Annotated in this window: 25 protein-coding genes; 11 read left to right on the forward strand and 14 right to left on the reverse strand. The window is 67.6% G+C overall.

Annotation, left to right across the window (positions count from 1 at the left end; all coding sequences use genetic code 11):
• Positions 1-60: 60 nt before the first annotated feature.
• Complete coding sequence (locus ACPCXD_RS10395) at positions 61-948, forward strand: oxidoreductase (RefSeq protein ID WP_160873769.1); 888 nt, start codon at positions 61-63, stop codon at positions 946-948.
• 29 nt (positions 949-977) lie between these two features.
• Here the strand turns inward: ACPCXD_RS10395 and ACPCXD_RS10400 are convergent, their stop codons facing one another.
• From ACPCXD_RS10400 to ACPCXD_RS10410, 3 genes are all read right to left on the reverse strand, one after another.
• Complete coding sequence (locus ACPCXD_RS10400; protein WP_423659443.1) at positions 978-3,278, reverse strand: DEAD/DEAH box helicase; 2,301 nt, start codon at positions 3,276-3,278, stop codon at positions 978-980.
• Positions 3,279-3,356: 78 nt separating this feature from the next.
• On the reverse strand, positions 3,357-3,779 hold the full coding sequence (locus ACPCXD_RS10405) for an organic hydroperoxide resistance protein (protein ID WP_024103052.1): 423 nt from the start codon (positions 3,777-3,779) through the stop codon (positions 3,357-3,359).
• On the reverse strand, positions 3,776-4,240 hold the full coding sequence (locus ACPCXD_RS10410) for a MarR family winged helix-turn-helix transcriptional regulator (protein WP_024103053.1): 465 nt from the start codon (positions 4,238-4,240) through the stop codon (positions 3,776-3,778). Before ACPCXD_RS10410 ends, ACPCXD_RS10405 begins: the two co-directional genes overlap by 4 nt.
• A gap of 150 nt (positions 4,241-4,390) precedes the next feature.
• Here ACPCXD_RS10410 and ACPCXD_RS10415 point away from each other — a divergent pair, with 150 nt between their 5' ends.
• Positions 4,391-6,814 (forward strand): ATP-dependent Clp protease ATP-binding subunit, encoded by a 2,424-nt coding sequence (locus ACPCXD_RS10415; RefSeq protein ID WP_423659445.1) that lies wholly within the window; start codon positions 4,391-4,393, stop codon positions 6,812-6,814.
• Positions 6,815-6,878: 64 nt separating this feature from the next.
• Here ACPCXD_RS10415 and ACPCXD_RS10420 read toward each other — a convergent pair whose 3' ends face one another.
• Both ACPCXD_RS10420 and treS read right to left on the reverse strand, forming a co-directional pair.
• Positions 6,879-8,273: a maltokinase N-terminal cap-like domain-containing protein gene (locus ACPCXD_RS10420; RefSeq protein WP_423659447.1), complete on the reverse strand. Its 1,395-nt coding sequence runs from the start codon at positions 8,271-8,273 to the stop codon at positions 6,879-6,881.
• Entirely contained in the window at positions 8,270-10,093 is a 1,824-nt protein-coding gene (treS, locus tag ACPCXD_RS10425) for a maltose alpha-D-glucosyltransferase (protein ID WP_016695679.1), read from the reverse strand. The genes ACPCXD_RS10420 and treS overlap by 4 nt, the downstream gene beginning before the upstream one ends.
• A gap of 125 nt (positions 10,094-10,218) precedes the next feature.
• On the opposite strand from treS, the gene ACPCXD_RS10430 reads away from it, so the two are divergent.
• Together ACPCXD_RS10430 and ACPCXD_RS10435 are read left to right on the forward strand one after the other, a co-directional pair.
• Positions 10,219-11,403, forward strand: a complete 1,185-nt coding sequence (locus ACPCXD_RS10430) for an acyl-CoA dehydrogenase family protein (RefSeq protein WP_202399319.1) — start codon at positions 10,219-10,221, stop codon at positions 11,401-11,403.
• An 84-nt stretch (positions 11,404-11,487) separates the two neighbouring features.
• Entirely contained in the window at positions 11,488-12,207 is a 720-nt protein-coding gene (locus ACPCXD_RS10435; RefSeq protein WP_337199382.1) for a GAF and ANTAR domain-containing protein, read from the forward strand.
• Between the two features lie 5 nt (positions 12,208-12,212).
• Here the strand turns inward: ACPCXD_RS10435 and ACPCXD_RS10440 are convergent, their stop codons facing one another.
• Both ACPCXD_RS10440 and ACPCXD_RS10445 read right to left on the reverse strand, forming a co-directional pair.
• Positions 12,213-12,674 carry a PPOX class F420-dependent oxidoreductase gene (locus ACPCXD_RS10440; protein ID WP_229567249.1) on the reverse strand — a complete coding sequence of 154 codons (462 nt, stop codon included), beginning with the start codon at positions 12,672-12,674 and terminating at the stop codon, positions 12,213-12,215.
• A 23-nt stretch (positions 12,675-12,697) separates the two neighbouring features.
• Positions 12,698-13,102, reverse strand: a complete 405-nt coding sequence (locus tag ACPCXD_RS10445) for an SRPBCC family protein (RefSeq protein WP_186455116.1) — start codon at positions 13,100-13,102, stop codon at positions 12,698-12,700.
• Positions 13,103-13,264: 162 nt separating this feature from the next.
• Here ACPCXD_RS10445 and ACPCXD_RS10450 point away from each other — a divergent pair, with 162 nt between their 5' ends.
• The 3 genes from ACPCXD_RS10450 to ACPCXD_RS10460 all read left to right on the forward strand — a co-directional run bounded on the left by ACPCXD_RS10450 (position 13,265) and on the right by ACPCXD_RS10460 (position 16,174).
• A complete protein-coding gene (locus ACPCXD_RS10450; protein WP_160873774.1) occupies positions 13,265-13,876 on the forward strand; it encodes an acetate uptake transporter in 612 nt (203 codons plus the stop codon).
• 234 nt (positions 13,877-14,110) lie between these two features.
• A complete protein-coding gene (locus tag ACPCXD_RS10455; RefSeq protein WP_160873775.1) occupies positions 14,111-15,208 on the forward strand; it encodes a 3-deoxy-7-phosphoheptulonate synthase in 1,098 nt (365 codons plus the stop codon).
• Between the two features lie 81 nt (positions 15,209-15,289).
• Complete coding sequence (locus ACPCXD_RS10460) at positions 15,290-16,174, forward strand: glycosyltransferase family 2 protein (RefSeq protein ID WP_423659452.1); 885 nt, start codon at positions 15,290-15,292, stop codon at positions 16,172-16,174.
• Positions 16,175-16,236: 62 nt separating this feature from the next.
• Here the strand turns inward: ACPCXD_RS10460 and thpD are convergent, their stop codons facing one another.
• The 3 genes from thpD to ACPCXD_RS10475 all read right to left on the reverse strand — a co-directional run bounded on the left by thpD (position 16,237) and on the right by ACPCXD_RS10475 (position 19,519).
• Positions 16,237-17,127 carry an ectoine hydroxylase gene (gene thpD, locus ACPCXD_RS10465; RefSeq protein ID WP_016695669.1) on the reverse strand — a complete coding sequence of 297 codons (891 nt, stop codon included), beginning with the start codon at positions 17,125-17,127 and terminating at the stop codon, positions 16,237-16,239.
• 193 nt (positions 17,128-17,320) lie between these two features.
• Entirely contained in the window at positions 17,321-18,325 is a 1,005-nt protein-coding gene (locus ACPCXD_RS10470) for an AraC family transcriptional regulator (RefSeq protein WP_026061800.1), read from the reverse strand.
• Positions 18,326-19,519 (reverse strand): pyridoxal phosphate-dependent aminotransferase, encoded by a 1,194-nt coding sequence (locus ACPCXD_RS10475; RefSeq protein WP_160873778.1) that lies wholly within the window; start codon positions 19,517-19,519, stop codon positions 18,326-18,328.
• A gap of 112 nt (positions 19,520-19,631) precedes the next feature.
• Between ACPCXD_RS10475 and ACPCXD_RS10480 the strand changes: the two genes are divergently transcribed.
• Entirely contained in the window at positions 19,632-20,216 is a 585-nt protein-coding gene (locus ACPCXD_RS10480) for a carboxymuconolactone decarboxylase family protein (RefSeq protein ID WP_026061798.1), read from the forward strand.
• A 3-nt stretch (positions 20,217-20,219) separates the two neighbouring features.
• Here the strand turns inward: ACPCXD_RS10480 and ACPCXD_RS10485 are convergent, their stop codons facing one another.
• A complete protein-coding gene (locus ACPCXD_RS10485) occupies positions 20,220-21,146 on the reverse strand; it encodes a sigma-70 family RNA polymerase sigma factor (protein ID WP_423659455.1) in 927 nt (308 codons plus the stop codon).
• 102 nt (positions 21,147-21,248) lie between these two features.
• On the opposite strand from ACPCXD_RS10485, the gene ACPCXD_RS10490 reads away from it, so the two are divergent.
• Together ACPCXD_RS10490 and ACPCXD_RS10495 are read left to right on the forward strand one after the other, a co-directional pair.
• On the forward strand, positions 21,249-21,890 hold the full coding sequence (locus tag ACPCXD_RS10490) for a GyrI-like domain-containing protein (RefSeq protein WP_160873779.1): 642 nt from the start codon (positions 21,249-21,251) through the stop codon (positions 21,888-21,890).
• Positions 21,890-22,384 carry an NUDIX domain-containing protein gene (locus ACPCXD_RS10495; protein ID WP_160873780.1) on the forward strand — a complete coding sequence of 165 codons (495 nt, stop codon included), beginning with the start codon at positions 21,890-21,892 and terminating at the stop codon, positions 22,382-22,384. The genes ACPCXD_RS10490 and ACPCXD_RS10495 overlap by 1 nt, the downstream gene beginning before the upstream one ends.
• Here the strand turns inward: ACPCXD_RS10495 and ACPCXD_RS10500 are convergent.
• Positions 22,366-22,968 carry a TetR/AcrR family transcriptional regulator gene (locus ACPCXD_RS10500; RefSeq protein WP_082937732.1) on the reverse strand — a complete coding sequence of 201 codons (603 nt, stop codon included), beginning with the start codon at positions 22,966-22,968 and terminating at the stop codon, positions 22,366-22,368. The two genes, ACPCXD_RS10495 and ACPCXD_RS10500, sit on opposite strands and share 19 nt — an antisense overlap.
• Positions 22,969-23,257: 289 nt before the next feature.
• Between ACPCXD_RS10500 and ACPCXD_RS10505 the strand changes: the two genes are divergently transcribed.
• Complete coding sequence (locus ACPCXD_RS10505; protein ID WP_423659458.1) at positions 23,258-24,484, forward strand: oxygenase MpaB family protein; 1,227 nt, start codon at positions 23,258-23,260, stop codon at positions 24,482-24,484.
• 54 nt (positions 24,485-24,538) lie between these two features.
• Here the strand turns inward: ACPCXD_RS10505 and ACPCXD_RS10510 are convergent, their stop codons facing one another.
• Together ACPCXD_RS10510 and ACPCXD_RS10515 are read right to left on the reverse strand one after the other, a co-directional pair.
• The gene (locus tag ACPCXD_RS10510; RefSeq protein ID WP_016695660.1) at positions 24,539-24,952 is read right to left on the reverse strand and encodes a DUF302 domain-containing protein; all 414 of its coding nucleotides are present in this window, start codon (positions 24,950-24,952) and stop codon (positions 24,539-24,541) included.
• Positions 24,953-24,984: 32 nt separating this feature from the next.
• Positions 24,985-25,254 (reverse strand): metal-sensitive transcriptional regulator, encoded by a 270-nt coding sequence (locus ACPCXD_RS10515; protein ID WP_016695659.1) that lies wholly within the window; start codon positions 25,252-25,254, stop codon positions 24,985-24,987.
• Between the last annotated feature and the right edge of the window lie 149 nt (positions 25,255-25,403).

Below are 25,403 nucleotides of genomic sequence, written 5' to 3' on the forward strand. Positions count from 1 at the left end.
GCCCGTCGACGCCGGAAACGGGGGTGTCGCCACGCGGCGCGCGTCCGTAGGGTGGCGGGCATGGGGTGGACCACGAACGATATTCCGGATCTGTCGGGACGCACGATGGTCGTGACGGGGGCCAACAGCGGACTCGGTGCGGAGACCGCCCGGGCGCTGGCGCGGGCCGGTGCCGAGGTGGTGCTCGCCTGCCGCGATGTCGCCAAGGGTGAGGCGGTCGCGGCCGACCTCGGCGACCGCGCGACCGTGCGCCGTCTGGACCTGGCGGATCTCTCGTCGATCCGTGCGTTCGCCGACGAGGTGCGTGCCCGGTACGAGCGTATCGACGTCCTGGTCAACAACGCCGGTGTCATGGCGGTGCCGCTGCGGCGGACGGCCGACGGCTTCGAGATGCAGATCGGGACCAATCACTTCGGCCACTTCGCCCTCACCGGGTTGCTGCTCGACCGCATCACCGACCGGGTGGTGACGGTCAGCAGCACGATGCACCGCATCGGCAGCATCGATCTCGACGACATCAACTGGGAACGTCGCCGCTACGAACGGTGGCTCGCCTACGGGCAGTCGAAGCTGGCGAACCTGCTGTTCGCGTACGAACTGCAGCGGCGCCTCAGCTCCGCCGGATCGAGCGTGAGTTCGCTTGCCGCACATCCGGGTTATTCGTCGACGAATCTGCAGTACCGCAGCGAGTCCTGGCACGGGAAGATCGTCGAACTCGTCACCCCCATCATCGGGCAGTCCCCGCAGCAGGGCGCACTCCCGACTCTCTACGCGGCGACCTCGCCGGAGGCGGAACCGGGCGGCTACTACGGGCCGGATTCCTTCTTCGAGATGCGCGGCCGGCCGAAGCGGGTGCAGTCGACCTCGCGGTCACGCGACGAGATCCTGGCGCGGAGGTTGTGGGAACTGTCCGAGCGGCTGTGCTCCGTCGAGTACTCGATGCCCTAGAGCGCACGATGCCGTAGATCCTGCAGTTCTCAGGTCAGGGTGAACGAGACCGGCGGCAGATCGTCGCGCCGGCACAGTCCGGTCTGATCCACTAGGTCGAGGGTGCGCAGATAACGCCGGACCAGATCGCCTGCCGAGAGCCCCGCATCCGATGCGGTGCGCAGGGCGGCGGCGAGTCCGTCCCCGCGTGCCCAGCGGTGGATCGCGGCGACGGCGGTCGGATCCGGATCCGGCCCCACTTCCAGGCCGAGACGCTCTTCGCGTCCGGCGAGTTCGCTCCACAGCCGTGAGGTGGCGCGCAGCGCCTCGTCGATCGCCGGGGTGGTGCGTCCCGGGACTCCGACGGTGCGGCGCCGGGTCTCGCCCAGAGCGCTCGAGGCGACGGCGGCGAGTTCGGCCGGTGTCAGCCCCGACCACGCGCCCGTCCGCACGCATTCGGCGACGAGAAGGTCGTTCGCACAGTAGATCCGGCCCAGGCGACGACCGTCGTCGGTGACGTAGGCCGACCCGCCCATCGGGTCGCGGAGCAGATAACCCCGCTCCTCGAGCAGATCCAGTGTGCGATCGAAGGTCTCGACGAGGCGGCCGGTGACCGTGTCGATCTGCGACCGCATCCGTTCGGTGTCGCCGTGCACCGCGGCGCGTCGCGCCGAGAGGGCGAGGAGGCGCTCCCTGTCGCCGCGTCGATGCGCGGGATGCGACCGCACCGCCCGTGCCAGCGACGTCACCAGCTCGGCCGAACCGGAGCGCCGTGCCTCGGCGAGCCGGTCGCACAGGTGCCGGTACTCGGTGAAGCCCTCGACGTCCCCGAGTTCGGTGTCGAGATCACGCAGCGCCGTCGTGTTCGCGCGGACGGCGTCGGTGAGCGCCGCGACGGATCGTTCGGCCTGGAACTGGGCGAACGAGCGTCGCAGAAACTCGCGGGAACCGGGGATGCCGCGACCGGCGACCAGATTGACCGCGGTGTTGTAGCCGACGCGCAGCGAACTGTGCAGCGGGTACGAGCGTGCGCCGGCGAGACCGGCGACGGTCGCGGGGGCGGCCTCGGGACTCCACAGCACGACGGCGTGGCCTTCGACATCGATGCCGCGGCGGCCGGCGCGACCGGTGAGCTGGGTGTACTCGCCGGGAGAGAGGCGCATCGGGCCGTCGGCGGTGGGTTTGACGAGGCGTTCGAGGACGACGGTGCGCGCCGGCATGTTCACCCCCACGGCGAGGGTCTCGGTGGCGAACACGACCCGCACGAGACCGCGGGCGAACAACTCCTCGACGGTGTGACGGAAGGCCGGGATCAGGCCGGCGTGGTGCGCGGCGAAACCGCGTTCGAGTCCTTCGAGCCACTCTGTGTGACCGACGGCGTCGAGATCGGCAGGCGGCAGGGCGGCGGTGTGCCGGTCGGCGACCGCACGGATCTCGGCGACGTCGGCCGCCTCGGTGAGACGGACCGACGATTCGAGGCATTCGGCGACGGCGTCGTCGCAGCCGTTGCGGCTGAACCGGAACCAGATGGCCGGCAACAGTTGTTCGGCCTCGAGCCGGGCGACGACCTCGGGCAGGTCGGCACCGGCCGGTCCGGGTGCTCCGCGCGCGCGTCGCCGTCGTCGTCCACGGCCGGTCGCGGGGCCGGGCGCGGCCTCGACGAGCTGACGGTGGGCGATGTACCGCTCGAGGGTCTCGTCGACGGTGCCGCACGGGGACAGCAGGTCGAACAGCCGCCCACCGGCGAGCATGTGCTGGGTGAGCGGGACGGGCCGGGTTTCCTCGACGACGATCGCGAGGTCGCCGCGGACGCCGCGAAGCCAGCCACCGAACTCCTCGGCGTTGCTCACCGTGGCCGACAGGCTGGTCAGCCGCACGTCGTCGGGGAGCGAGAGGATCGCTTCCTCCCACACCGCGCCGCGTTCGCGGTCGGCGAGATAGTGCACCTCGTCCATGACGACGTGGGTGAGTCCGTGCAGGAGCGGAGAGCCGCCGTGCAGCATGCTGCGCAGCACTTCGGTGGTCATGACGACCACGGGCGCGTGCGGGTCCAGCGAGATGTCGCCGGTGAGCAGGCCGACCCGGTCGTCGCCGAAGCGGCGCGACAGGTCGAGATATTTCTGGTTGCTCAGCGCCTTGATGGGAGTGGTGTAGAAGCAGCGTCCGCCCGCTGAGAGTGCGAGACGGGCGGCGAATTCACCGACGACGGTCTTGCCCGCCCCAGTGGGAGCGCACACCAGCACGTCGCGGTCGTCCTCGAGGGCGCGGCAGGCCTCGACCTGGAAGTCGTCGAGGGGGAAATCGAGTTCGGTCGCGAACAGCGAGAGCTGCGACCGGTCCTGCGTGCGCACATGTCCACGCTACGGGTCGGCGTGAACACGTGCGCAGCGCAGGGGCACGTCACTCGCTCGTCACCCCTCGGGGGTGACTCAGTCGTCCGTCACCTCGAGGGTGACGTCGATGTTGCCGCGGGTCGCGTTGGAGTACGGGCACACCTGGTGGGCCTTCTCGGTGAGCTCGAGCGCCTGCTCGCGGGGGAGGTTCGGCAGGGTCACCTCGAGGGTGACGGCAAGACCGAATCCGCCGCCGTCGGTAGGGCCGATGCCGACACGGGCGCCGACCGCGGAGTCGCTGACGTCCGCCTTCTCCTGCCGGGCGATCATCTGCAGTGCCGAGTGGAAGCACGCGGCGTACCCGGCGGCGAAGAGCTGTTCGGGGTTGGTGCCCTTGCCGCTGCCGCCCATCTCGGTGGGGATGGACAGGTCGACGTCGAGCTTGCCGTCGCTGGTGCGGGCGTGGCCGTCGCGGCCTGCTCCGGTGGCGAGTGCTTCGGCGGTGTAGATGATGTTCACGATGTCCTGCCTTTCTTCGAGAGTGCGCCGGGTGCTTCCTGCAATGCGGCGGTCAGGCGGTGGAGCGTCTCGCGCAGCGCGACCAGTTCGTCGACGTCGAACCGGCTGTCCCGCGTCACGCAGCCGGGGATGTCCGCGGCTTCTGTCCGGAGTGCATCTCCCGCTTCGGTGAGGTGGACGACGACACGACGTTCGTCGGTCTGCTGCCGGCGTCGTTCGACGTATCCGGCGGCCTCGAGCCGTTTGAGCAGGGGGGACAGTGTGCCCGTGTCGAGATCGAGCGAGTCGCACAGATCCTGCACGCCTCGCGCATCGCGTTCCCACAGCGCCAGGAGCACGAGGTACTGCGGGTAGGTGATGCCCAGCCGATCGAGATGCGGCCGATAGGCGGCCGTGATGGTGCGGGAGGCGCGGTAGAGCGCGAAGCACACCTGCTGGTCGAGTTCGAGTGGAGACGGCACGGGAATGAATGTAGTGCCCCGTTTTGTTGTGCACAACATTAATGGCCACAACTCGATACGTGTTTCAGATCACTTCCATGTGGGAATTGAGAGAACTCTGGGCACGTTAGTTGAGTGAGAATGGCTCAAGTTCGACAGAAAGGCTTCGGAATGCCGGCATTCTTTGGGCCTGGTGGCCCCGGCCGAATCGACATCACACGTTTCATGAGCCGCGGTACCCAGGACCTCCTCGCCCACGCAGCGCGCTACGCCACCGACCGCGGTGACGCGGAACTCGATGTGCTGCACCTCCTCCGCGCGATGGCGGAGCAGGATCCGTCCCGCACGGCCATGACACGCGCCGGAGCCGACCCCGCCGACGTCGCTGCCGCCGTCGACCAGCGGCTGCCGCAGAGCCGCCCCGGTGAGGCCGTCTCCGCACCCGCACTGACCGGTGCCGTGAAGACCGCACTCCTCGAAGCGCACCAGCTCTCGCGTGCGCTCGGCTCCACCTACATCGACCCCGAGCACCTGTTCTTCACGCTCGCGGCCGACCAGACCCGCGCTCCCGGACGCCTGCTGGCGTCGCTGGGCGTGACGCCGCAGTCGTTGCAGACCGCGTTGCAGCCCACCCCCGCAGCTCCCGTCGCGGAGGAAACCCCGACGCCGACCCTCGACAAGTTCGGCGTCGACCTCACCGAGCGGGCTCGCGGCGGCGGCATCGACCCCGTCATCGGCCGTGCCGACGAGATCGAGCAGACGATCGAGATCCTCGCCCGACGCACCAAGAACAACCCGGTGCTCGTCGGTGAGGCCGGCGTCGGCAAGACCGCCATCGTCGAAGGACTCGCCCAGCGCATCGTCGACGGCGACGTCCCGGACATCCTGCAGGACAAGCGGATCGTCCAGCTCGACCTGACGGCGATGGTCGCCGGAACCCGCTACCGGGGCGACTTCGAGGAACGCCTCACCGCGGCACTCGACGAGATCACCGCCCAGCAGGGGAAGCTCATCGTCTTCATCGACGAGATCCACACCGTCGTCGGCGCGGGCGCCGGCAACGAGGGCGCCATGGACGCGGCGAACATCCTCAAGCCGAAGCTCGCCCGCGGTGAACTGCACGTCGTCGGCGCGACCACCCTCGACGAGTACCGCAAGCACATCGAGAAGGATCCGGCGCTCGAACGTCGTTTCCAGCCCGTCACGGTCGACGAGCCCGCACGCGACGACGCCGTCGCGATCCTGAAGGGTCTCGCCGATCGGTACGCCGAGTTCCACAAGGTCCGGTACACCGACGAAGCGCTCGAAGCGGCCGTCGACCTGTCGATGCGGTACCTGCCCGACCGGCACCTGCCGGACAAGGCGATCGACCTCGTCGACCAGGCCGGTGCACGACTGCGCCTGCGGGTGCCGCGCACCGACGTGACCGAACTGCGTTCGCGACTGGGCGAACTCGAAGCCGAGAAGGATCGCGCCGTCGAGGCCGAACAGTACGAGGAGGCCTCGCGCATCCGCGACGAGATCCTCCGCATCCAGGTGCGGATCGACGGTGGGGACGGTGAGGGCGAGGGAACTCCCACCGTCGACCCGGAGCTGATCGCCGAGATCGTCTCGCGGGCCACCGGGGTTCCCGCCTCGCAGATGACCCGTGCCGAGAAGGAGAGGCTGCGCACTCTCGAGGACGAGCTGCACAAGCGCGTCGTCGGGCAGGACGAAGCCGTCCACGCCGTGGCACGCGCCGTGCGGCGCAGCCGCTCCGGCATGAGCGATCCGCGTCGTCCGGTGGGCAGCTTCCTGTTCCTCGGTCCCACCGGCGTCGGCAAGACCGAGCTCGCGAAGGCACTCGCCGAGGTCCTCTTCGGCGACGAGCGCACCATGCTGCGCATCGACATGAGCGAGTTCGGCGAACGCCACACCGTGAGCCGTCTCGTCGGTGCCCCTCCCGGTTACGTCGGCTACGGCGAGGCCGGGCAGCTCACCGAACAGGTGCGTCGCCACCCCTACTCGGTGGTGCTGCTCGACGAGATCGAGAAGGCGCACCCGGACGTGTTCAACACGCTGCTGCAGGTCCTCGACGACGGTCGCCTCACCGACGGTGAGGGACGCACGGTGGACTTCACCAACACCGTCGTCATCATGACCAGCAACCTCGGTTCGGACATCATCTCGAGCCGCGGTGGCGCCCTCGGCTTCACCACCGGTGACGCCGAGGCGGCCGAGAAGCCGCTGCGCGACCGGGTCATGGGACGGCTGCGCGAATCGATGCGGCCGGAGTTCCTCAACCGCATCGACGAGATCGTGATGTTCCGCAAGCTCGACGACGACCAGCTGCACCGGATCACCGAGCTGCTGCTCGACGACAGCCGGAAGCGGCTGCAGAGCAAGGGGATCGATCTCGAGGTCACCGCCGACGCGGTGGCGTGGATCGCCCGCAACGGTCACCAGCCGGAGTTCGGTGCCCGACCGTTGCGCCGCTCGATCTCCCGGGTGGTCGACGATCGCATCGCCGACATGCTGCTCGACGACGCTCTCGCCGAGGGCAACCGGGTCACGGCGGACGTCGTCGACGACGAGCTGCTGCTCCAGGTGAGCTGACCCGCACGACGAGGAAGGGGAGAGATGCCACGGCATCTCTCCCCTTCTCGTGTTCGGGCGGTGCTCAGCGGGTGGTGAGACGACGGATCGCCTCGAGCGGCAGGTGCAGCCACGAGGGGCGGTGCCGTGCCTCGTAGACCACCTCGTAGACCGCCTTGTCGAGCTCGTAGCCGCGCAGCAGGACGTCGGAGTCCCGCGGATCCGTGCCCGAGGCGGCCGCGTAACCGTCGCAGAAGGCGGCGCAGTTGCGTTCGGCCCACTCCCGGGCCCGGAACTCCCGCTGCGACTCCACGGCCGCGCCCTGTTCGGATTCACGGATCGAATGGTGTGCGGCGTAGTCGAACGACCGCAGCATTCCCGCCACGTCCCGGAACGGACTGTCGGGCTTGCGGCGCTCCTCGAGGGACTTCGCGGGCTCGCCCTCGAAGTCGATGAGCAACCAGCGCTCGGGGGTGCGCAACACCTGTCCGAGATGCAGGTCGCCGTGGATGCGGTGCACCCGCACCTTGCCCAGCGCGGCGACCTCGCCGAACCGGGCCCGGATCGCGTCGGAGAGTTCGACGAGTTCGGGGACCTCGGCCGCCGCAGCCTCGAGCCGGTGGATCATGCCCTCGGCCAGCTCGGAGGCGTCGCGTTCGTCCGTGCCGAGCGCCGAGCCGAGATGGGCGTGCACATCCGCCACGGCCGCGCCGATGCGGTGCGAGTCCCCGGCGAAATCGGTGCCCACCTCGTCGGCGCGCAGATCGCCTTCGAGGAGCAGATCCCGGACACTGCCGAGCGCCATCGACCAGCCGTCGGCCGAGTTCGCCGCGAAGTCCTGCACCATCGCCAGCGTGGTCCGGACCCCGTCGACCTCCGCTTCGATCCACGCCCGGATCGGGGCGATCGACCGGCATCCGTCCTCGCCGAGCGCGAGCGGCAGCTCGACGTCCGGATTGATGCCGAGCGTGAGCCGACGGAACATCTTGAGCAGCAACTTCTCTCCGAGGGCCACGGAGGTGTTGGACTGCTCCGCGCTCAGCGCACGCCCACGCAGGCCCGGTTCGATGACCGCGCCCGGCACGGTGTGGAGCTCCACCGCACCGGCGGGGGTGCCGCTCGCCAGATTGCGCGAGTACCGGTCGAGGATCTCCTGATCGCGGAGGCCGTCGTAGACGTGCAGGCCGTGGTCGTGGGAATCGTCGGGACCGACCACACTCCACGACTGCAGTTCCTCGGGGAGATGAGGACGGAAGCCGAGGGGCACCTGATAGATCTGGTCCGCCGTCGAGTCGAACGAGACCTTCACGATCACGTGGTCGGCGCCGAAACCGGGCTCCTCCACGAGCGGATGACGCAGGACGACACCGATCCTGGTGACGGTGTGGCCCTTGGCCGCGAACCATCGCTGGTGCGGCATCCACTCGCGCAGGTCCTCGACGAGCCGCTCGTCCGGATAGAGCTCGTTGTTGCTCGTCATGGCTGTACCGCCGCTTCCGCTTCGCTGCTCACCGGATGCTCGCCCGGTCCCTCCTTCGACGGATCGGGTTGCAGGGCGAACCAGAAGAATCCGTGACCGGGCAGGGTGATCATGTAACCCTCCTCCGTGATCGTCGGGAACGGGACGGACCCGGTCAGCTCCACCGGGATCCACCCGGCGAAGCGCGACAGATCGAGGACGACCGCCTGCGGATAGCGCGACAGGTTGTTCACGCACAGGATGACGTCGCTGTAGTTGCGTTCCGGGCCGGGCGCCATCTCGCGCAGGTAGGACAGGATCGCGGGATTCGCGCTGCCGAGTTCGGTGAACGAGGCCTTGCCGAAGGCCGGATGCTGCTTGCGGACCTGGATCATCCGCCGCGTCCAGTGCAGCAGCGAGTTCGTCGAGTTCATCTGCGATTCGACGTTCACCGCCTGGTACCCGTAGGTGGGATCCATGATCACCGGCAGGTACAGCCGGCCCGGGTCGGCGCGGGAGAAACCCGCGTTGCGGTCGGGGGTCCACTGCATCGGGGTCCGCACCGCGTCGCGGTCGCCGAGCCAGATGTTGTCGCCCATGCCGATCTCGTCGCCGTAGTACAGGACGGGGGAGCCGGGCAGGCTCAGCAACAGGGCGGTGAAGAGCTCGAGCTGGTTGCGGTCGTTCTCCAGCAACGGCGCCAGACGACGACGGATGCCGATGTTGGCGCGCATCCGCGGGTCGGTGACGTACTCGGCGTACATGTAGTCGCGTTCCTCGTCCGTCACCATCTCGAGGGTCAGCTCGTCGTGGTTGCGGAGGAAGATGCCCCACTGGGCGGTCTTCGGGATCGGTGGGGTCTGGGCGAGGATCTCCGAGATGGGGAAGCGGTTCTGCCGCCGCACCGCCATGAAGATGCGCGGCATCAGCGGGAAGTGGAAGGCCATGTGGCACTCGTCGCCGATCTCGGGTTCGCCGAAGTACTCGACGACGTCGGTGGGCCACTGGTTCGCCTCCGCCAGCATCACCCGGCCGGGATATTCGGCATCCATCACCGCACGGCACTTCTTGAGGAAGGCGTGCGTCTCGGGGAGGTTCTCGCAGTTGGTCCCCTCGCGCTCGAACAGATAGGGGACCGCGTCGAGGCGGAACCCGTCGATGCCGAGATCGAGCCAGAAGCGCAGGACGTCGAGCATCGCGTCCTGCACTTCGGGGTTGTCGTAGTTCAGGTCGGGCTGGTGGGAGAAGAACCGGTGCCAGTAGTACTGCTTGCGCACCGGATCCCACGTCCAGTTCGACGTCTCGGTGTCGACGAAGATGATGCGGGCTTCCTGGTACCGGTCGTCGACGTCCGACCACACATAGAAGTCGCCGTACGGACCGTCGGGGTCGCTCCGCGATTCCTGGAACCACGCGTGCGTGTCGGACGTGTGGTTCATGACGAGGTCGGTGATGACGCGGATACCGCGTTTGTGCGCCTCGTCGAGGAAGATGACGAAATCCTCGACCGTGCCGAATTCCGGTAGCACGGCACGGAAGTCGCGGATGTCGTAACCACCGTCGCGCAGCGGTGAATCGTAGAAGGGCGGCAGCCAGATGCAGTCGGCGCCGAGCCACGCGATGTAGTCGAGTTTCTCGGTCAGCCCCCGCAGGTCGCCGGTGCCGTCGTTGTTCGAGTCGTTGAAAGCGCGGGCGAGGACCTCGTAGAACACCGCGGTCTTGAACCAGTCCGGGTCCACGGGCAGGCTGCGCGCATGGGCGAAGTCCTCGGCCCGGCTCTCGACGAGATGACCGTCTTCGGTGTGTTCGTATTCGGGTACTCGGTCGGACGGATCCGGCATGGCACCTCCGTGCTCGTCGCGTCGCAGGATGGACTCGCCCCAGAATGCCCCGGCGGACGGATTTCCACACCCGTACCGGACGGAACGCTATGTGAGTGCACGTGTGCGCCGATACATTGGCGGGCATGACTGCGAACCGGCCCGAAGGGCGGGTGGCCGAACTGTGCACCCGCATGCGTTCGTTCATCGACGACGAGGTGATTCCTCTCGAACCCGTCCTGAGCCGCCACGACGACAAGGCTGCCGAGGCGCTCGCCGGTCTGAAGGACAGGGCGAAGGAACTCGGGCTGTGGGCACTGGGGCATCCCGAGGAGATGGGCGGGGGCGGGGTTCCCTTCCTCGACTTCGTCTACCTCAACGAGATCATCGGACGCTCCGAGTACGGTCAGCTCGCGGTGGGATCGGTGTCCATGCAGGACGCCCTGATGATCCAGCGGCACGGCACCGCCGAACAACGCGAGCGCTGGATCCCCGGGCTCGTCTCCGGCGACATCCTGCCCTCCGTCGGCATGACCGAGCCGGAAGTGGCCGGATCCGACCCTGTGCTCGTGCAGACCACCGCCCGGCTCGAGAACGGCGAATGGGTGATCGACGGACACAAGTGGTTCACCACCGGCGCCGCGCAGGCCGGCTACTGCACGGTCTTCGCCCGGACCGAACCCGAGTCGACGCCGCTGCACCGCAGCATCAGCGCGATCATCGTGCCCATCGACACCCCAGGACTCGAGATCGTGCGGGCGATCCCCACGATGGGGCACGACCCGAGCGATCACTACGAGGTGCGGTACGACGGTGTGCGGGTTCCCGAGGAGAATGTGCTCGGCGAACGCGGCAACGGCTTCGTCGTCGCGCAGGACCGGCTCGGGCCGGGACGGATCTTCCACTGCATGCGGTGGCTCGGCCAGGCCCAACGAGCCTTCGAACTCATGTGTGCCCGCGCCAACTCGCGCTTCGCCCACGGATCGCTGCTCGCCGAGAAGGGTGAGATCCAGCGCTACATCGCCGAATCCGCCGCCGACATCCAGGCCGCACGTCTGATGACGCTGGACGCCGCGCGGGTGATGGACGCAGGGGGGGACGCCCGGGTCCGGATCGGGCTCATCAAGTTCCGCGGCGCGCAGATGCTGCACGATGTCGTCGACCGCGCGATCCAGGTGCACGGGGCGCTCGGCCTCACCGCCGACACACCGCTCGAGGGGATGTACCGGCGGGCGCGCTACGCCCGCATCTACGACGGCCCCGACGAGGTGCACCGGATGTCCACGGCACGGCGGATGCTGCGCGACCCGGAACGCGTGCCGTGGCGGTAGACCGCCGGCCGTTCGTGATCGGTCCGATCGGCTCCCCGCCCTAGGGTCTTTCGGCACGCCGGGAGGCGAGTGCAAGTATGTGGCGTGGCATCGGGGGAGGTCGGCAACAGGGAGCGGTCGAGCGGCGCACGGCCCGAGGGACGATGGCGCTGTTCGATCGACGACGTGGCGCGCAGGATGCGCGCCGAATCCGCGTGTCTCGACGACACCCTGAGCCTGATCACTTCGTCGGCCGTCGAGTTGATCCCGGGCGCCGAGCAGGCCGGGATCGCGGTGCGCACGTCCGGTCTGTGCTTCGAATCCCGCGCCGCGACCGGGCCGCTGCCGAGCGTGGTCGACGCACTGCAGCGGGAAGCGGGCGACGGCCCCTGCGTGGAGTCGATGCGGGAGCGCAGGACGATTCTCGTCACCGACATGCGATGTGAGAGTCGTTGGCCTGCAGTCTCTTCCGGATCCGCGGCCGCCGGTGTCGGATCGGCGTTGGTGCTGTGCCTGTACACCGGCGAGGTCCACGGAGCACTGCACGTGCACAGTTCCCGTGCGGAAGCGTTCGACGAACACAGCGTCGATGTGGGCACGAGCCTGGCGACCCACGCGGCGATCGCGCTGGTCGCCTCCCGCCAGGAGGAACAGTTGCGCGACGCACTCGCGTCCCGCGACGTCATCGGGCAGGCGAAGGGCATGCTCATGGAACGCTTCGCGGTGGGCGCCGACGACGCGTTCGTCCTGCTCCGGAAGCTGTCCCAGGAACGCAACGTGCCCCTGCGACGAATCGCGGGGCACGTGGTCGACGCGGGGCGGTGAGGTGTCTACGCCAGTTCGGGCGGGAAGCCTCCCGTGGCCACCGGACCCCAGCGGGTCGGGGTGATCCGGATCAGCGACTTGCCCTGATCACGCATGGCCTGCCGGTACTCGTCCCAGTCCGAATGTTCACCGGCGATGTTGCGGAAGTACTCGACGAACGGTTCGACGTCGTCGTGGGCATCGACCACCTCCGCGGTTCCGTCGACCTGCACCCACGCGTCGTTCCAGTCGTCGGACAGCACGACGACACCGACCTCCGGCCGGCTGCGGGCGTTGCGGGTCTTGGCGCGCCGGGGATACGTCGCGATCACGATGCGGCCGCTGTCGTCGACGCCACCGGTGACGGGGGAGGCCTGCGGTGTGCCGTCGTCGCGCTGCGTCATGAGGATCATCCGGTGCCGGGGCCGGACGAAGTCCAGCAGTTCCTCCAGGCCGACTGCGGTGTTGGTGGCGATCTTGCGGGCCATTCACGTTCTCCTGTTCCGAAGGGTCACGACTCGAGGAGCGCCGCGAGTCGCGCGAGGTCCTCTTCCACCATGCGCGTGTCGCGGTCGAACTCGTCGTCGGTCAGTTCGATCTGCCGGACGGTGAAGACGACCTCGGCACCGTCCGGGTGGGGGAGTACCCGCATCGGGTTGTACACCGTCGTCCCCGACGGCAGTGTCACCTCGTGGTCGAGCACCCCGTAGTCGTTGGCGCCGACGAACCGCACGGTGACCTCGCCCATCGGGGACTCCGCGACGAGGGTGTCGCCGACCCGCCGTACCTCGCTCCGCGCCAGGCCGGCCGCCCACTTCGGCAGGTTGTCGGGATCCGCGGCGAACTCGTAGACCTGGCGCGGTGTGCACCGGACCACCCGAGCGACATGGCGGCTGCGGACGACATGCGTGCTCATGCTCGCAACATTAGAAGTTCGAAAGCTCGATCGCCGACGGAAATCGGCTTCCCGTTTGCCGCACGCACACCGGTTTCCGAGGCGCACACTGGAAGTGTTCGAACCATCCGAAGGAGGCCCGGGAGCCTGCGCCGGGTTCTTCTCCTCCGAAGGAGCCGGCGGATGTCGTACACCGAAGACGACCCCAACGAAATCGCGGTCCCCGTTCACAGAGGCGCCCACATCGCCGACCCCGGACCTCTGGGTCTGGCAGCCTTCGCCCTCACGACGTTCATCCTGTCCTGCGCCAACGCCGGGTTCGTCTCGGCGGAGGCGGAAGCCGCCGTCTTCGGGGTGGCGTTGTTCTACGGCGGTCTCACTCAGCTCGCCGCCGGAATGTGGGAGTTCCTGAAGGGCAACGTCTTCGGGGCGACGGCCTTCAGCTCGTACGGGGCGTTCTGGTTGAGCTTCTGGTATCTGGTCACCTACACCGCCGAGGAGATGGGTGCCGAGCGGCACGTCGGGGTGGGCATCTTCCTGCTGGCCTGGACCATCTTCACCGTCTACATGTGGTTCGCCAGTACCCGGATCAGCGCAGCCCTCTTCGTCACCTTCTCGGTGCTCCTCGCCGCCTTCGTCTTCCTCACCCTCGGAGCGCTGCTGGAGCAGACCGGTCTGACGAGGGTCGGTGGCTATTTCGGACTCGCCGCTGCCGCCGGTGCCTGGTACACCTCCGCTGCCGGAGTGCTGAGCACGACCTTCGGGCGTGTCGTCCTGCCCACGGGCCCACGCTGACGAGGCGCCTCTTCGTCCCCACACCGGGGGTGGTTTGACAGGCGCATCGGCCGTCCTGGTACAGTCCGGAGCTATGCAGCGTGCATATTTCTGGTTTAGCAGGCCGGCCCGGGGTGGGTCGGTCGGCGTGACCACGCGCTGACTTCTTCACCTACGAGCCGGATCCAGACCGGCTCGTCGGAATCTCAGGTTCTCTCGGGTCGGAATCCGCACCACCGAGAACAGGAACCATCGATGAGCCCCAGCACCGGAACCGCGACCAGCGGAATCTCCACGTCGAATCTCGACGAACAGCGCACCGTCAAGGTCAGCCCCCTCGTCGCACCCTCCGAGATCCGTGCCGAGTACGCACCCGACGCCGTCGTCGCAGCGACCGTCCGCTCGGGTCGCGCCGGCACCGTCGACATCCTCAACGGAGCCGACGACCGCCTCGTCGTCGTGGTCGGCCCCTGCTCCGTGCACGACCCCGCCGCCGCGATGGACTACGCGCGCCGCCTGGCCGCCAAGGCCGAGGAATTGCGCGACGACCTGCACGTCGTGATGCGCGTGTACTTCGAGAAGCCGCGCACCACGCTCGGATGGAAGGGCCTGCTCAACGACCCGCACCTCGACGGCACCTTCGACATCAACACCGGCCTGCGCATCGGCCGCAAGCTGCTGCTCGACGTCTCCGGTCTCGGCCTGCCCGTCGGCTGCGAGTTCCTCGATCCGATCCTTCCCCAGTACTACGCCGACCTGGTCACCTACGGAGCCATCGGCGCCCGCACCGCCGCGAGTCAGGTCCACCGCCAGCTGTGCAGCGCGCTGTCCATGCCCGTCGGCATCAAGAACTCCACCGAAGGTGACGTGCAGGTCGCGGTCGACGGCACCCGTGCCGCAGCGGCCAGCCACGTCTTCCCCGGCACCGACCTCGACGGTCAGGCTGCGCTCATCGAGACCGTCGGCAACCCGGACTGCCACGTCATCCTGCGCGGTGGTAGCGCGGGACCGAACTACGACGCCGAGACCGTGGCCGACACGATGGCCCGCCTGCGCAAGGCCGGTCTGCCCGAGCGTGTCGTCATCGACGCGAGCCACGGCAACAGCCGCAAGGACCACAACAAGCAGGTCGACGTCGTCACCGATGTCGCCGAGCGCATCGAGGCCGGCGAGAAGGGCATCGTCGGACTGATGCTCGAGAGCTTCATCGAGGCGGGACGTCAGGACCTGACCCTCGGCGAGGCCGACAAGCTCGACTACGGCAAGTCGATCACCGACGCGTGCATCGACTGGGACACCACCGCCGCGCAGCTCGACCGCCTCGCGCAGGCCGTTCGCACCCGTCGCGGCTGAACCGTCTGCGGCGCGAAGGGCCGGCGGAGTCGTCAGCGATGGCGAACCGCCGGCCCTCGTCGGTCCGGTAGCGTCGTTTCCATGGCTACGAACAGGTTGTCGATCGTCGTGCCGGCCCACAACGAGGAGCGTTACATCGCGCAATGCCTCGCGGCGCTGCTCGCCCAGAAGTCGGAGATCCACGAAATCCTGGTCGTGGACAACAATTCGACCGATCGCACGGCGCAGATCGTCGAAGCCATCGCCGCCGGCGAGCCCCTCGTGCGACGGATCGTCGAGTCACGGCCGGGTGTCGCATTCGCGCGTAATGCCGGATTGGACGCGGCCACGGGAGATCTCATCGGACGGATCGATGCGGACACGCGGGTTCGTCCCGGCTGGGCGCACACCGTCCGCAGCTTCTTCGCCCGCGACGACACCGCCGAGGTGGGAGCGATCAGCGGACTCAGCAACTCCTACGATTCCCCCTACCGCAGGCTCAAACAGTGGTACATCGACAAACGGGTCGCGCAAGGAGCATTCGGCGGGGAACGGCGGATCGACAATCTGCACGGCGCGAACATGGCACTGCGACGGTCCGCGTGGGAACGGGTCCGCGACGCCGTCAGTACCGACCCGAAGATCCACGAGGACATCGACCTCGCACTGTGTCTCCGCGAAGCGGACATCGAGATCGCCCAGCTCACCGAACTGTTCGCCGACGTGTCGCCGCGCCGGGCCTATACACCGCCGAGCGAGTACGAGGCCTACATCCGGTCGGGCATCGACACTTTCGAACTGCACGGCAGGCTCACGCCGCAGATCCGCAAACTCATCCGTCTGCAGTCGCGTCTCCACGTGATCGTATATGCGGCATACCGGCCCTACGATCGCGAGCTGGGCAGGTTCACCCTCCGGCGCGCGATCTTCGGCTCACGCGGACGTGCCATGCCGATCGACATGCAGGAACGCACGACATCTCCGTGACGACGGCGGCCGGGACGCCACGGGGCGTCCCGGCCACAGTCGTGGGAAGTGCTCACCTCATGTCACGTCAGGGGCGTGAAGTCGCGGCTGCCCAGATAGGACGGACGCGGCTTCGACGCGGCGAACGGTTCGACAAGCGTGTTCTCGACGCTGTTGAACACCACGAACAGGTTCGAACGCGGGAACGGCGTGATGTTCCCGTTCGAACCGTGCATGCAGTTCGAATCGAAGACCGTCGCCGAGCCCGCCGGGCCGGTGAACGTCGCGATGCCGTGCTCGGCCGCCAGCCGGGTGAGGGTGTCCTCGTCGGGCGAACCCGTCGGCGGAACATGGGTGACCAGCGACTCGCGGTAGTAGTCCTCGGGCGTCTCGCCCGCGCACGAGACGTACGTCCTGTGCGAACCCGGCATGATCATCAAACCGCCGTTGTAGCCGTAGTTCTCGGTCAGAGCGATCGAGATGCTCAGGGCACGCGGCTTGGGCATACCGTCCTCGGCGTGCCACGTCTCGAAGTCCGAATGCCAGTAGAACGGGCCGCCGCGGAAGCCGGGCTTGACGTTGAGCCGCGACTGGTGGACGTACACATCGGATCCCAGCAGTTGCCGTGCGATACCGACGATCTCGGGCCTGCGGATGATGGAGTCCACGAGATCGCTGAGCCGGTGCACGTCGAAGACCGAGCGGACATCGCCGCTGCCCTGTTCGCGGACCACACGGTCGTCGTCACCGAGCTCCCGGCCGAGTCGTGCGGTCTCCTCCAGAAGGTTTCCCACATCGTGTGCGGCGAGAAGTCCTTCGGCGGTGTGGAACCCGCGGCGGTCGTATCCGGACACGGCCTCGGCGTCGAGCGGCCCGCCGTCGGCCGAACCCCAGACGACGGGATCCTTCCTCTCGACGGACTCGCAGGCGGTGCGACCGCGGGTCGGATAGTCGTCGCGAACGATCGTGCGCATAGCTCGTAGATCACCCTCTCGAAAGTCGATGACGGTTCGCTTCCGACGTTCCCATTGAAAATGCCGGAATGCAAGCCGGACCCCGGCATGTCCGCATGCCCGGGTCCTCGCTCAAACCTCCTGGTCGAATCGAGTTTTGTTCCGGAACCGGGCGGGTACCCGGCGGGGTCGCGACGGTTGGCAGTCGTGAGCGTCAGCGGTGTTCTCGGTATGCGCGAGGGGTGTTTCCGGTCCATCTCTTGAACGCCCGGCGGAAGGCGCTCGGCTCGGAGAAGCCGAGCCGGGACGACAGATCGTCGACCGCCTCACCACGTCTCAGCCCCGCGATCGCGAGGTCGCGGAGGACCTCCTCGCGCAACTGCCCCAGCGACGTGCCCTCCTGACGGAGCAGCCGGCGCAGATGGGGAGGGCTCACCGCGAGCCTGCCGGCGATGTCCTCGGCGGTCGCCGTCCGGCCTTCGATGCCCGACTCGAAGATCCGCCGCACCTGGGACGATACCGTCGACTCGTACTCACGTTCGGAGAGAATGAGATTCGGGGAATCGCGCAGGTACTCCTCGAGCGATTCCTCGGTCTGCACGAGCGGCGACTTCAGCGCGGCATTGTCGATCTCGAGTGCGGCCCGTCCCGCGCCGAAGGTCACCGGCACACCGAAGATCGCGTCGTAACTGCGGGCCAGGACGGGATCGGGTTCGGTGTACGGCAGGAAGACCGATTCGAGGGGGACGCGCCCGCCCACCAGCCACGCGGCGAAGCGGTGCAGCAGCATGAGAAGGAAATCCACCACCACGCGGGTCTTGTCGTCCACGACCTCCGGCAGTTCCACCTCCAGGAAGGTGGTGGACGCACCCGGGGTCAGGCTCAGTTGCGGCAGTGACCGGATGACATGGTTCACCTCGATCATCCGTTGCAGAGCGTGATCGAGATCGGGCCGATGGATGAGGGTCAGGCACATCACCCGGAAGGTGCCGCGGGGCACGGGAGCTTCTGCGATGCCGAAGAGTTCGTCGTCGGTGATCTGCCAGACCACCTGGGTGAAGCGACTGACCTGGGCGGGCGTGAGCCGCGCATGGGGATGGGTGAGGACCGCGCGGCTGATGCGCGCTGCCTCGAGGGCCGGTTGCAGATCGATGCCCTCCTCGGCTCCCACCCGTACCGCTCGGGACACGAAGTCCGACGGGATGGTCGGTCGCAACATCTAGCGTGCCTCCTGCAATCCGTTCAGACGTGCCACCGCTTCGGTGAGCACCTCGTCCCGCTTGCAGAATGCGAAGCGCACCAGATGATTCCACGACGCGATGTCGTCCACGAAGACGCTCACCGGTACCGCGGCCACCCCGATGCGGCCCGGAAGCTCCCGACAGAAGGCCACCGCGTCGGTCCGGCCGAGCGGTGTCAGATCGGCACACACGAAATAGGTTCCGGCGGAGTCGAACACCTTCAGGCCTGCCTCGGAGAGTGCGTGGGACAGGAAGGTTCGCTTGCGTTCGAGGTCGGCACGCATCGACGCGATCCAGTCCTGTTCGTGCGTCAACGCATGTGCGACCGCCGGTTGGAACGGCGCTCCACCGACGAACGTCATGAACTGTTTCGCGGCGCGCACCCCGTCGATCAGTTCGCGCGGGCCCATCGCCCACCCGATCTTCCATCCGGTGACGTTGAAGGTCTTGGCGGCACTCGAGACCGTGATCGTCCGTTCGGCCATGCCGGGCAACGATGCGAGCGGGATGTGCGTGCGACCGTCGAAGACCAGATGCTCGTACACCTCGTCGGACAGCACCAGCAGGTCGCGTTCGCAGGCGAGCTCGGCCAGGGCGGTCAGCGCTTCGCGGTCGTAGACGGTGCCGGTGGGATTGTGCGGACTGTTGACGACCAGCATCCGTGTCCGCTCGGTGACGGCGGCGCGCAGGGCGTCGACGTCGAGCACGAAACCGTTCCCGGAACGGGTCAGCGGCACGGTCCGGCGCGTCGCGCCGGCGAGCGCCACCGACGCCGCGTACGAGTCGTAGTACGGCTCCGTGAGGAGCACCTCCTCGCCGGGTTCGACGAGCCCGAGGATCGCGGCGCTGATTGCCTCGGTGGCGCCGACGGTGACGAGCACCTCGGACTCGGGGTCGTGGTGCAGGCCGTACCGCGCGGCGCGGTCGGCGGCGACGGCCTCGCGCAGGACCGGCATGCCGGACCCGGGCGGGTACTGGTTGACCCCCTCGGCGATCGCGTTGCGGGCGATCTCGAGCATGGCGGGTGGGCCGTCGACGTCGGGAAAGCCCTGCCCGAGGTTGATCGCGCCGTGCCGCACGGCGAGTTCGGTCATCTCGGCGAAGATCGTCGAGGCGAACGGTCGTAGCCGGGAGACCGTACGAACTCGTCCCGAAGTCGTCGAATCAGCCATTCCTGCAGCGTAGCGCCCGCGGTGTCACATCCGTGCGGCCTGCCTCGTCTCCATGGTGTAGGCCACCTCGAACCGGCGGAGTATCCGTCGGTCGCACCGGAAGGACACCGTCATGGCACGCCTCGAAGCCGTCGCTCCCGACCGCACCGGTCCGATGACCCGTGCGATGTATGCGCTCGCCCGCCGCAGGTTCGGTTCGGTCCCCGAACCCTTCGCGGTGACGGCGCACCATCCGAGGTTGATGCGTACGAGCGGAGTCCACGAGATGCTCGCCCAACGCGCCTCCACGGTCCTGCCCGCCGCGGTCCGGGAGATCGCGGTCTACCGCGTGGCGTGGACCGTCGGATGCTCGTGGTGCATCGACTTCGGCACGATGCTCCAGCGGCTGGACGGACTCGACACCGAACGACTCGCCCACATCGCCGAGTACGAGACCTCCGATCTCTACAGCGACGACGAGAAGGCCGCGATCGCGTACGCCGACGCGATGACCGGCGACGTGGCGAAGGAGGTCACCGACGAACAGGTCGCCGACCTCGAACGTCGTTTCGGGCCGGCGGGCGTCGTCGAACTCACCTATCAGATCGCGCTCGAGAACATGCGTGCGCGCATGAACTCGGCGCTGGGCATCCACGATCAGGGATTCAGCACAGACGCCTGCCGGGTGCCGTGGGCCGACGAAGCCGGGAACGCATGACGCCTAGTCGAAGATGCCGTCGGGCAGAAGGACTCCGCGTCTGAGCTTCTCGGGGTTCGCGATGTCGTAGGCCGCCCAGATCCGTCCGTCCCGCACGGTCCACGCCGTCACGCGCGGAGGAAAGCCCGGCCGACCGTCCTCGGCCGGGCGACCGCGGTTCAACAGACCCAGCTCGCCGTTGACGAGGACCGCTTCGAAGGCCGTCAACGCCTCGGCACCGTAGAGCCGCAGCAGTCCGAGGATGAACCGCGCGACCTTCTCGGCGCCGACCACGACGTTCAGCGCGGTGCGCGTCGTGCCGCCGGCGTCCCCGATCATGCGGGCGTCGGGATGGAGCGCGGCGACGACGGCGTCGAGGTCGGCGCCCGCGAACGCCGCGACGAGTCGCCCGACGGCCTCCTCGTGTTCGGCCGGTGAACTCGGCGGTGGAACGGCCGAGACCGTCCGGCGGGCGCGGGAAGCCAGCTGGCGGGCGGTCGGGGTGGCGACGTCGAGGATCCGGGCGATGTCGTCGAACGGGATGTCGAACGCGTCGTGGAGCACGAACGCGACGCGCTGGGCCGGTGTCAGATTGTCGAGGACGACCAGGGCCGCGAGGCGGTTGTCCTCATCGCGCACGATCTCGTCGAGCGGATCCGGGGGAGCAGGGGAACCGAGGGGCGCGACGATCGGTTCGGGCAGCCACTGGCCCACATAGGTCTCGCGGCGCACCGCGGCCGAGCGCAATCTGTCGAGGCACAACCGTCCCACGACCGTCGTCAGCCAGGCACGCAGGTCGCGCACCTCGGAGACATCCGCGCCCGCAAGTCGCAGCCATGCGTCCTGCACGGCGTCCTCGGCGTCGGCGATGCTCCCGGTGAGGCGGTACGCCACCGACAGCAGGTGGGTGCGGTTCTCCTCGAACGTCTTCTGGGTGCTCTCGTCGAGCATGGGGACGATGCTAGACGCAAACGGCCGCGGGGCGAAGGGGTGTGGATCGCCCGTACGGATGCCGCCGGACGCCTATTCTCGTCCTCGAACGGAAGGGGCGCCGTGGGCAAATACGACATCAAGCGTGAGCACCGTGAGCTGTACACCTGCTCGACCGAGGATTTCACCGAGGTGCACGTCCCCGAGTTCGGTTACCTCGCCGTCGACGGCAAGAGCGATCCGAACGGTTCCGACGAGTACGCCGACGCCGTCGAGGCCCTCTACTCGGTGGCGTACACCCTGAAGTTCACCTCCGAGAAGGAACTCGGCCGGGATTTCGTCGTCGGGCCCCTCGAAGGTCTGTGGTGGAGCGAGGACATGAGCACCTTTCTCACGCGGGACAAGGACTCCTGGTCGTGGCGCATGCTCATCGCGCAGCCGCCCTGGATCACCGACGACATGGTGGACGACGCGATCGCAGCGGCGGGCGACAAGGCCCGCGCGAAGAAGAAGCCGCTCCCGTCCCTGTCGCGTGTGCGGCCGTTCCGGCTGACGGAGGGCAGGGCGCTGCAGATCCTGCACATCGGACCGTACGACGACGAGGGCCCCGTCCTGCAGCGCCTGCACACGCAGGTGATGCCCGAACGAGGGTTGGCATTCGCCGGCGACCACCACGAGATCTACCTGTCCGACCCTCGCCGCACGGCCCCCGAGAAACTGAAAACGATTCTGCGTCAACCTGTCGCAGGTATACAGGAGCGATGATGGCCGCCACCAGTGCAGGTCTGCTGTTCTACCGCATCGACGAGACCGGTCTGCTCAGCGTGTGGCTCGTCCACCCCGGTGGTCCGTTCTGGAAGGGGAAGGACGAAGCGGCCTGGTCGGTGCCGAAGGGGGAGTACGACCCGGAGGAGGATCCCCGGGAGGTCGCCCTGCGCGAGTTCACCGAGGAATGCGGGATCGAACCGCCGGACGTACCGCTGTCGTTGCTCGGTCGCTACCGGCAGTCGTCCGGCAAGATCGTCAGCATCTACGCGGGAGAGACGACGGACGAGTTGCAGTTCGTCGAAAGCAGCACGTGCGAGGTCGAATGGCCGCCGAAGTCCGGTAAGCGGATCACGATCCCGGAGGTCGACGATGCCCGGTGGGTCGTCGCCGCGGACGCCGAGACGAAGCTGCACAAGGGGCAGCGGCAGGTATTGGAAGCGCTGCGTGCGCGATTGGACGACGAAGGCCGGTACTACCGCGTCGAGCCGTAGTCCGGCAGCACCATCGGAACGAGGAACTGCCGGGCGATCGACGCGAGGGCCTCGTCGTCGTCGATGTCGACGACCTGGCTCGGCGTGGTGAGGAACGACGCCGACATACGGACGAGCATCTCTGCCACCAGGTCGGTGTTCAGGTCGGCAGCGACCGTTCCGGCGCGTTGTTCGCGCTGCAACTGCCCCGCGACGAAACGGCGGACAGCGGCGAGCATCGTTCCGTCGTCGCCACCGATCGCGCCGGCGAACAGCCCCGGTTCGGTCTCGAGCAGATTGCCGATCAGTCTGTTCGTGCGGATGACGCGCAGCGCGCTGACGAATCCGAGGACCACGCGGTCGGCCACGGTGTCGGCCTGGGCGATGTCCTCGAGGAAACGCAGGAAGTAGCGGCGGAACTCGCGCATGATGACCTCGTCGACGAGGGCATCCTTCGATTCGAACTTGCGGTACAGGGTGATTCGCGACAGCTTCGCGCGGCGGGCGATCTCCTCCATCGAGGAGCGTTGGATGCCGGTCCGGCAGAACTGGTCGTAGGCGGCATCGAGCAGACGCACACGAGTTTCGTCGATCTCGATACCCATGACGGATTCGTCCGGAAGGAGAAGTGCGTCCTGAAAAGCACGTTCCAGCAACGATGTCGATTCGGCAGGGGGCGGTGGGGAGGCGGGTGAGACCGCTCGGGAAATCGGCGACGCAGAATCCACATGTCCTCCTCGAAGTCCAGAGTTTACCGTCCCGGTCCTGTCGCCGACCATCCCGAGCAGTGACATTTCACGATCCATTGTGACCCGAGCCACAGTGTGGTTCGATGTTACAGAAAAACTCCGAATGTTTCATTGCTACATCCACGAGTCGTAGGGGAGCGACAGTATGGATAATCCGAGCAGGCGCGACGTTCTGAAAACCGGTGGCCTCCTGGGCGCATTGGGGGCGTTCGCGGTGGCGACACCGGCCCAGGCCCGGCCCTGGAGGTGGTCGCCGGCAGGATCGATACCGGGTACGGGGAGCGGTGCCGATCCACGACAGGTGTGGGACAACGAGGCCGACCCGCTCGTCGCCTCGTTGCTCGAGCGTGGCGACGTACCGAGGGTCAACGAGTTGCTGCGCACCTGGAAGAAGAACTCCCAGCCGTTGCCCGAAGGGCTTCCGAACGACCTGCGCGATTTCATGGAACACGCCCGGCAGCTTCCGTCCTGGGCCGATCCGGCGAAACTCGAGACGGCCGTTCGTTTCAACCAGAAGCGCGGGCTGTATCTCGGTGTCCTGTACGGATTCGTGAGCGGGATGATGAGCACGGTCATCCCGAAGGAAGCGCTGGCCGTCTACTACTCCAAGGGCGGCGCCAACATGAAGGGCCGTATCTCGAAGACGGCGAAGCTGGGTTACGACATCGGTTCTCGCAATGCATATCTCGGCGACGGCGAGATGATCGTCACGTCGGTGAAGACCAGACTCGTCCATGCCGGCGTGCGGCATCTGCTTCCGCAGTCCTCACACTGGGCCAATATGGCACCTGAGGACGTGCCGATCAGCCAGCACGACATGATGGTCACCTGGCACAGCCTGCCCACCAGCGTGATGCGCACTCTCGAGGAGTGGAAGGTTCCCATCCCGGCTCCGGAGGCCGAGGGATTCCTGCACTCGTGGCAGGTCAGCGCGCATATGCTCGGCATCGAGGACCAGTACATCCCGGCGACCTGGGACGACGCCGAATCCCAGGCGCAGGAGGTGCTCGATCCGATCCTGGCGCCCACACCCGAGGGTGTGAAACTCGCCGACATGCTGCTCGATCTCGGTAAGGGTCTGGACTTCTCGCTGTTGACCCGCCCGATCCTCGGTGCGCTGACACGGTTCGCGCTCGGCGACGAGATCGCCGACTGGCTCAACATTCCACGCGAACCCGTCTGGGGCACACTGCTCGACGTCGCGTGGGGCCCGTTCATCGCGGTACGCGAAGGCCTGCTGCCGCTTCCGCTGGCGCCGGATGCCTACTGGACGTTCGACGAACTGCTGCGCCAGTTCGTCCTGCTGTACATGTCGGAACTGCGCCCGATCAGCATCGAGATCCCCGAATACAACAATCCCAACTATCCCTGACCCGTTCGGGGCGAGGGCCGGCACAGTCGCTGTGCCGGCCCTCGTGGTGTCGCTTCAGTTCTGTGCCGTATCCGCCTTCAAGGAATCGATGGCGGCCTGCAAAGCGGTGGTGGCGTCGTCGGCGACCTCCGCGAGTCCCGGCTGATCGGCGACCTGCACCATCATCTGTGGGTTCATCGCGTCGACCACCACGGTGTCGGGATCCTCGGGGTCGGTGCGGACCACGACGTTGCAGGGGAGCAAGAGCCCGATCTGCCGATCGACCGTCACCGCCCGGTGGGCGAGCGGCGGATTGCATGCACCGAGGATCATGTAATCCTCCAGCTCCTCACCGAGCTTGGCCTTCAGGGTGGCCTTCATGTCGATCTCGGTGAGAATGCCGAATCCCTGCCCGGCCAGTGCCTTGCGGGTGCGTTCGACCGCATCGTCGAACGAGGTATGCAGGGTGGTCGAGAGTGCGAGTGTCATGGGTGTCCTGCTTTCTCTCGGATGGGGAGGTGTCAAGCCAGGGCGAGGAAGAGCTTCTCGAGTTCGGCCTCGGTCATCGGCTCCTTGCCGTCCTGGGCCGTCTCGGTGAGGCATTCCCGCAAACCGCTCGCCACAATCTTGAATCCGGCGCGGTCCAGAGCGCGGGAGACCGCGGCGAGCTGGGTTACGACATCCTTGCAGTCACGACCCTGTTCGATCATCGCGATCACTCCGCCGAGCTGACCCTGTGCGCGGCGCAGCCGGTTGAGTACCAGTGCGATGCTGTCTTCGTCGCCGACCATGGAGGCGTCCTTTCCTAGTTCTGTAGACCAGTGTACCCCCGGGGGTATCTGGTCGGAGTGTGAGTTGTGCGACCGATGCTCAGGCGGTGGGGCCGCGCCGGACCTCTCGGCCCGCAGTCACCCACGCTCTCGTTCCGCCGGCAACGGAT

Source organism: Rhodococcus sp. AB351, assembly GCF_049538275.1.
In the GTDB taxonomy this organism is placed as follows: Bacteria; Actinomycetota; Actinomycetes; order Mycobacteriales; family Mycobacteriaceae; genus Rhodococcus.